Origin of the sequence: Phocaeicola sp. RTP21359st1_B8_RTP21360_211022 (assembly GCF_040911965.1) — a bacterium.
GTDB lineage: Bacteria > Bacteroidota > Bacteroidia > Bacteroidales > Bacteroidaceae > Phocaeicola > Phocaeicola vulgatus.
The window spans coordinates 152,819-159,230 of sequence record NZ_JBDFXP010000007.1 but is presented as its reverse complement, the minus strand read 5'-3'; the positions used below and the strand labels follow the sequence as shown (position 1 = coordinate 159,230).

Annotated in this window: 7 protein-coding genes; 6 read left to right on the top strand and 1 reads right to left on the bottom strand. The window is 46.4% G+C overall.

What is annotated here, in order from left to right:
* Positions 1-202 precede the first annotated feature (202 nt).
* The 5 genes from AB5062_RS05645 to AB5062_RS05625 are packed head-to-tail and all read left to right on the top strand — an operon-like array spanning position 203 to position 4,577.
* Complete coding sequence (locus AB5062_RS05645; RefSeq protein ID WP_005851254.1) at positions 203-472, top strand: PqqD family protein; 270 nt, start codon at positions 203-205, stop codon at positions 470-472.
* Between the two features lie 4 nt (positions 473-476).
* Positions 477-1,583 carry a nucleotidyltransferase family protein gene (locus AB5062_RS05640; RefSeq protein ID WP_118292458.1) on the top strand — a complete coding sequence of 369 codons (1,107 nt, stop codon included), beginning with the start codon at positions 477-479 and terminating at the stop codon, positions 1,581-1,583.
* A gap of 7 nt (positions 1,584-1,590) precedes the next feature.
* Positions 1,591-3,243, top strand: a complete 1,653-nt coding sequence (locus tag AB5062_RS05635) for an ABC transporter ATP-binding protein (RefSeq protein ID WP_074783136.1) — start codon at positions 1,591-1,593, stop codon at positions 3,241-3,243.
* Positions 3,227-4,141: a hypothetical protein gene (locus AB5062_RS05630; protein WP_016270742.1), complete on the top strand. Its 915-nt coding sequence runs from the start codon at positions 3,227-3,229 to the stop codon at positions 4,139-4,141. The genes AB5062_RS05635 and AB5062_RS05630 overlap by 17 nt, the downstream gene beginning before the upstream one ends.
* On the top strand, positions 4,110-4,577 hold the full coding sequence (locus AB5062_RS05625; RefSeq protein WP_032945253.1) for a S26 family signal peptidase: 468 nt from the start codon (positions 4,110-4,112) through the stop codon (positions 4,575-4,577). The genes AB5062_RS05630 and AB5062_RS05625 overlap by 32 nt, the downstream gene beginning before the upstream one ends.
* 27 nt (positions 4,578-4,604) lie before the next feature.
* Here the strand turns inward: AB5062_RS05625 and AB5062_RS05620 are convergent, their stop codons facing one another.
* A complete protein-coding gene (locus AB5062_RS05620; RefSeq protein WP_005840441.1) occupies positions 4,605-5,765 on the bottom strand; it encodes an exo-beta-N-acetylmuramidase NamZ domain-containing protein in 1,161 nt (386 codons plus the stop codon).
* A 53-nt stretch (positions 5,766-5,818) separates the two neighbouring features.
* On the opposite strand from AB5062_RS05620, the gene AB5062_RS05615 reads away from it, so the two are divergent.
* Positions 5,819-6,355, top strand: coding sequence for an HD domain-containing protein (locus AB5062_RS05615; RefSeq protein WP_005840439.1), 537 nt, complete (start codon positions 5,819-5,821; stop codon positions 6,353-6,355).
* Positions 6,356-6,412: the final 57 nt, after the last annotated feature.

The window sequence follows — 6,412 nt, the reverse complement described above, 5'->3', positions numbered from 1 at the left end:
AATAGAATCTGTTGTGCCGTTTCTTGTTCCTGTTATATCAGTAACGATATGGGAACTGAAGTCTTTCGCAGCTTTTATCGGACCTCCTTTTTCAGCTTATGCAGTATTATGAGTTAAACACCTAACCACTTAATAGACTGCATTTTTGCTGTATTATCATCAACCTTGCTTTTTCTTTCTGCGTTTACTTTATATTTTGCTTATGAAACTCAACTCTAACTTCAAACTCCGCCATATAGCCGGAGAAACCATTATAATCAATCAAGGTACACCGGATGTGGATTTCACCCGAATTATCTCGCTGAACTCTTCCGCACGTTTTCTATGGAACAAGTTTTGCGGAAAGGAATTTTCTGTAGACGAGGTAGGTTGTCTCTTGGCTAAAACCTATCATATACCGGTGCAGCAAGCCCGGCAAGATGCAATGGCTTGGGTTAGCTCATTGAAAAAATGTAATGTTATAATAGACTGAACCGATGGAATTGAACCAATCAGAAAAAATGCTGTTTGCTCTGCTGTGTTCAGCCTTGAACACCATTCCGGTCAATTCTGCCCTTTTTGCCGATGTGTCATTGTTATCTTGGCAGAGTTGCTATAAGCTGGCAGTGGAACAGGGAGTGATGGCTTTGGCATGGGACGGAATACAAACCCTGCCGGCCTGTTTGCAACCTCCGAAGGCTTTGAAGTTAAACTGGGCGATGGCGGTAGAGAACTATGAAAAACGCTACCTGCGGTACTGCCATACCATAGCCGAACTTTCAGCTTTTTATAAAACGCATGGCATTACCACGGTCCAGTTGAAAGGAGTGGGTCTCTCCACCTATTATCCTATTCCTTCGCACAGGGAAGGGGGAGATATAGACATCTTCACTTATTCGGCAGACCATTCCCGGAAAAGTGATGCCGAGGCCAACCGGCTGGCAGACCGGTTAATGGAAGAAAAAGGAATAGAGGTAGACTTTGAACACTCCGAAAAGCATAGTGTGTTTTACTATAAAGGTATTCCGATAGAGAATCATAAAACCTTCATTAATTCGGAAACATACCGTATAGCAGTGAAGATGGATAAGCTCCTTCAAAAACTGCTACAACCCGTATCGGCGGAATTGGACGGAAAATGCTCCATTTTAATCCCATCTTCCACCTTTAATACCGTATTTCTCGCTTTTCATGCCGCCCAGCATTATGCACGCGGCCTGGCACTTCATCATCTTTGCGACTGGGCTTGCCTGCTGAATAGATACGGCCTGCATATTCCTGAGGAAGTGACGGATATTCGTTTTAGAAATATGATATTGGCAATGACCCGCCTCTGTAATGATTATTTAGGAACTTCCGTTCCTGTATATGGAGGAGAAGGATTGGCGGAGGAAATCTTGCGGGAAATCATCCGGCCACCCTATACGATGTCAGTTCCGGCGAAGAATAAATGGGGCATTCTGGTTTATAAAACCAAACGTATGCTGCATACTCATCGTGCGTGCAACAGCGTGTTGCGCATTTCACTGTGCAAATGGGTTGGAAATTCTATTCTGTTGCATCTGCGCTCTCCCCATACCATCTTCCAGACGGAACGAAAATAAGCGGTTTATGTTGAAAAGAATCTGCCGTTTGTTGTTGCCTGATGAAAGGAAAATGGGGATAAGGGTGGTTTGTGCCGTATTTCTTTGCGCATTACTTGACTTTGCCGGACTCGCTGCCCTGTTGCCTGTCTTGTTTTTTCTGTTGGATGACGGGAGGGATAAAGATGCCGCCCTGTTATTTTGTCTGGTGGCAATAGTCTTTATTTTGGTGAAAAACGCTTTGGCAGCGGGGCTTTCACGTTTTCAAAACCATTTTCTGATGTCTCTTTACCGTCGGCTCAGCTTTTCTCTCTTTACTTCTTACTATCAACGGGGATTATTGTTTATACGCAGCAGGGGGAGTATCCGGCTGGGATATGAGGTGAACTATATCTGTTATGCTTTTTCTTTAAACCTTCTTTCCCCCTTGCTTCGCATGACAGGAGAACTGCTGCTTGTTTTTTGGGTGACGGCAGCTTTGTTGGTTTATGCTCCGTTGACGGTACTGATGTTGTATATTGCCTTTCTGCCTTTCATGCTGATTTACGGATGGGGGATCAGGAAACCGATGCGCCGTTATGGTGAGCAGGAGCAGCAGGCTCGTCGTGAGCAATCCCGGCTGGTCACGGAAACGATGAAAGGGTATGCCGAATTGGAACTGAATGCGGCGTTTCCTTTTCTTCAGCAGGCATTCGCCCAGAGGGTAAGGAAAATCAGTGAGAGCCGTTTGAAACTGGAAACGATACAGCATCTTCCTCTTTGCCTTTCCGAAATGGCGGTCATATCGGGGCTGACCTTGCTCACCGTTTTCGGAACAGGGGATATCAAAGCGCTGGTAGGTGTCTTTGCTGTGGCGGCTTTCCGGCTGTTACCCGCTTTGCGCGGCATCTTAGGTGGTTGGACACAAGTACAGAATGCGGTCTATTCTCTGCGGATTATAGAGGAAGGGTTGGGGGATAAGGGGATGGAAGCAGTTTCTCCATCATGGGGGCAGGAAGCGTTTTCTTTTCAAAAAGAGATACGGATAGAACACCTCACCTATGCTTATCCTGAAAGTAAAGAGGTTCTAAAGGACTTTTGTTGTACTATTCGTAAGGGGGAATATGTAGGTATCTGTGGTGAGAGTGGCGTGGGTAAATCTACCTTGTTTAATCTGCTTTTGGGATTTATCACTCCGGATAAAGGCGCTATTCGGATAGATGGCAGGCCGCTTGCCGATGTGCCGAGGCAGGAATGGCATCGCAAGGTGGGATATGTGCAACAGGAAGTGTTTGTGCTGGATGGGACCTTGGCGGAAAACATTGCTTTGGGATGCCGGTCTATAGATAAGGAACGGGTAGCGGAGATAGTGAGGCTGGTGAGATTGGATGCTTGGATGGATGAATTGCCGCAAGGAATGGATACTCCTTTGGGTGAAGGGGGAGGAAGGCTTTCGGGAGGTCAGAAACAACGGGTAGGCATCGCCCGTGCTTTGTATAAGAAAGCGGAGGTGCTTCTACTGGATGAGGCTACTTCTGCATTGGATAATGAGACTGAACGGGCTGTCAATGAAATGCTTCTCGGTCTGATGAAGGAGTGTAGGGGGCTGACTGTTCTTACGATAGCCCATCGGGAAAGCTCGTTGGCATATTGTCATCGTGTAATCAGATTAAATGGAAAAGACAATGGATCGAATTTATAAAATAGGTGGCCACTGCTTCGCATTGCCGGACGAAAGGTTGATGGAGGCGGTGGATGGTATCAGCGGTTTCAAGCCTTTTGTTTGGCAACCGGATCTGGTTTCGGCAAAAGATGTATATGAGGGTGCTTGGTTGCCGGATTTTACTGTTTGGGAGGGAAACGGTTGGGGTTTTCCGGCTTTTCAGAGAAAGTCCTATGGGTTCGGATATGAAGATGTAACCGGTACTTTTGGTGTGAGTGGGGATAGCTTTTTGTTGGAACTGGCTCCGCAGGGAGAACCGTCGCTTTATCTCCGGACGATGGGTGGAACCGGGAGAGGTATCTGTTTATATGGTCATTATTCTCCCCGTCTTTTAAGGTTTGCCTTATGGATGGGGTATGGCCTGATGACGGTACGGAAAGATACGGTTGCCTTGCATGGCAGTTGTATTGTTTATAAGGGGAAAGCGGTTCTTTTTTTAGGTGAAAGCGGAACCGGAAAAAGTACCCATACCCGTTTGTGGAGGGAAAATATAGCAGGAAGTAAGTTGCTGAATGATGACAGTCCCATTGTGCGTTATGAAGAGGGGGGCGTGTGGGTATATGGCAGCCCGTGGAGTGGGAAGACTCCTTGTTATAAGGCGGAGCGTTATCCGTTGGCCGGATGTGTACGTTTGTCACAAGCACCGTATAACAAGATACGGAGATTGAACACTTTGCAGGCTTATGCAGCTTTGCATCCGTCTGCTCCTCCTGCATTTGCATACGAGGAGGAATTATACTGTGGGGTTTGTAGTCTGTTGGAAAAGATGGTTTCATCCATTCCTGTTTATCATCTGGAGTGTTTGCCCGATGCGGAGGCGGTGAAATTAGTATGTCGTACTTTATATGGAGATGGGTATGAAGCGGATAGCGAATGAATGTTTCTTTGCGTGGGTGGAGTCGGAAATCAAAAGTGGCAGGAGTGTGAAGTTCCGGGTGAAAGGCAATTCCATGATGCCTTTACTGAGAAATGGGAAGGATGAAGTGGTGGTGGGGCCGTATGATAAGGAGGAGTTGAAACTTTTTGATGTCATTCTGTTCCGGCAGACAGACCGGTATGTATTGCATCGGATTATTCAAAAAAGAGGCAGTCGTTATCTGATGCAGGGGGATGGCGTCTGCCGTTTTTATGAGGAATGTGAGGATACGGATATCATCGGGGTGGTGAGAAAGGTATGCAGGCCTTCCGGAAAGAAGATTGAAACGGATTCCATGTGTTGGCGGTTGGGAAGCCGTTTGTGGTTGGGGCTTGGTGGATGCAGAGGAATGGTGCTGCGTGTCCTGAATAGATTGGGTTGTTGTCTCCTTTTTTGACGAAAGCTGTCAGCTTGGAAGGAAATATTATTCATAAAGCAGGTATTTCTCTCTCATCTTTTTGTAGGCTTCCAGTTCATTCTGCCATCCTGCACGGATTTCTTCTTCACTGGCTCCTTTCATGATTTGTTCCCTTACGGTACGGTTCCCTATCAGCAGGTCGAACCATTGCGGGCGGGTAAAGAACTTGTCCGCTTTCCCAAGGTCTTGATAAGCTTGATAATAGGTGATGATGTATTTTAGAGAGAATCCTTTCGGGGCGGTGATATGGCGGAGATTATTGCCATAGCAGTATTGGTTTTTATACATCGGATTCTTGTCAAAGCCTTCCAAGGCTTCCGGTCTGAAAGAAAAGGAGGAGATGCGGATATCCGGTGAACCGATTACTTGAAAAGGATAAAGAGTACCTCTGCCCACACTGATGGCTGTACCTTCAAACGGGCAGAGTGAAGGATATAAGGCAATTGCCTGGTCGTTGGGCAGGTTGGGAGAGGGTTTTACCGGAAGCGAATAGGGTTGTCCGTGTTTCCAGCCTTCCACGGGGATGACGGTCAACGCGCATTTTTTGCCGTTGGGCAGCCAGCCTTCGCCATTGATCATTTGAGCCAGCTCGCCTACAGTGCAACCGTGTAAAATGGGGATGGCGTGCATACCCACAAAACTTTTCTGGTTTTTCTGTCGCACAGGGCCGTCCACGTAATCACAAGGATTGGGCCGGTCTGTGATGACCAGTTGTTTCCGGTTCTCGGCACAAGCTTCCATTACATACTGCATGGTGCTGATATAGGTATAGAAACGGGCGCCTACATCCTGAATGTCGAACACAATCAGGTCTATGTCCTGTAGCTGTGTGGCTGTAGGTTTCTTATTTTTACCGTAAAGGGACAGGATGGGTATTCCCGTGCGGGTATCTTTTCCGTTCCTGATGGTTTCTCCGGCATCGGCGTCACCCCGGAAGCCGTGTTCGGGAGCGAATACCTTTTTAATTTGTATATGCGCTGCAAGCAGGGTGTCCAACAGATGGGTTTCTCCTACTTTGGAGGTTTGGTTTACAACCAATGCCACACGCTTCCCTTTTAATATAGGTAAGAGACGGTCCATCTGTTCGGCTCCGGTGATAACCTTTTGCGCGGTCACGGCGTTGCAGATAAACAAGAGGCAGTATAGGAAAATGTATTTTGTTTTCATGATATGTGGCGATTATTTTGTAATATTGCACAAAAATAAGAATTTAATTGAGAATGGACGCACTTGCTATCATTAATAAATATTATCCTGAAGATAATGAACTGAAACATATCCTGCTGGCGCATAGCCGTTCGGTGGCCGATAAGGCGTTATGGATTGCCGGCAAGCATCCGGAATTGAATCTGGACAAGCAGTTTCTGGAAGAGGCGGCGATGCTGCACGATATTGGTATTTTTATGACGGATGCTGAGGGCATTTGTTGTTTCGGATCTTATCCTTATATTTGTCATGGATATTTGGGGGCTGATCTGATGCGGAAAGAAGGATTTCCGCGTCATGCATTGGTCTGTGAAAGACATACGGGAGCGGGTATGTCTTTGCAAAGTATTATTGACCAGCAGTTGCCTGTTCCTCATCGGAATATGGTTCCGGTTTCGCTGGAAGAACAGGTTATTTGCTTTGCCGACAAGTTTTTCTCAAAGACGCATCTGGACAGGGAAAAGAGCGTGGAGAAAGCGTTAAAGAGTATTTCACGTTATGGGGAAGATGGGATAATCCGTTTTAACCATTGGTGCGAATGTTTCTTGTAAGCCTTAAAAATAAATTAAATATCCGCTAAATAGTTCATTATTGGCGGATAATGCTTA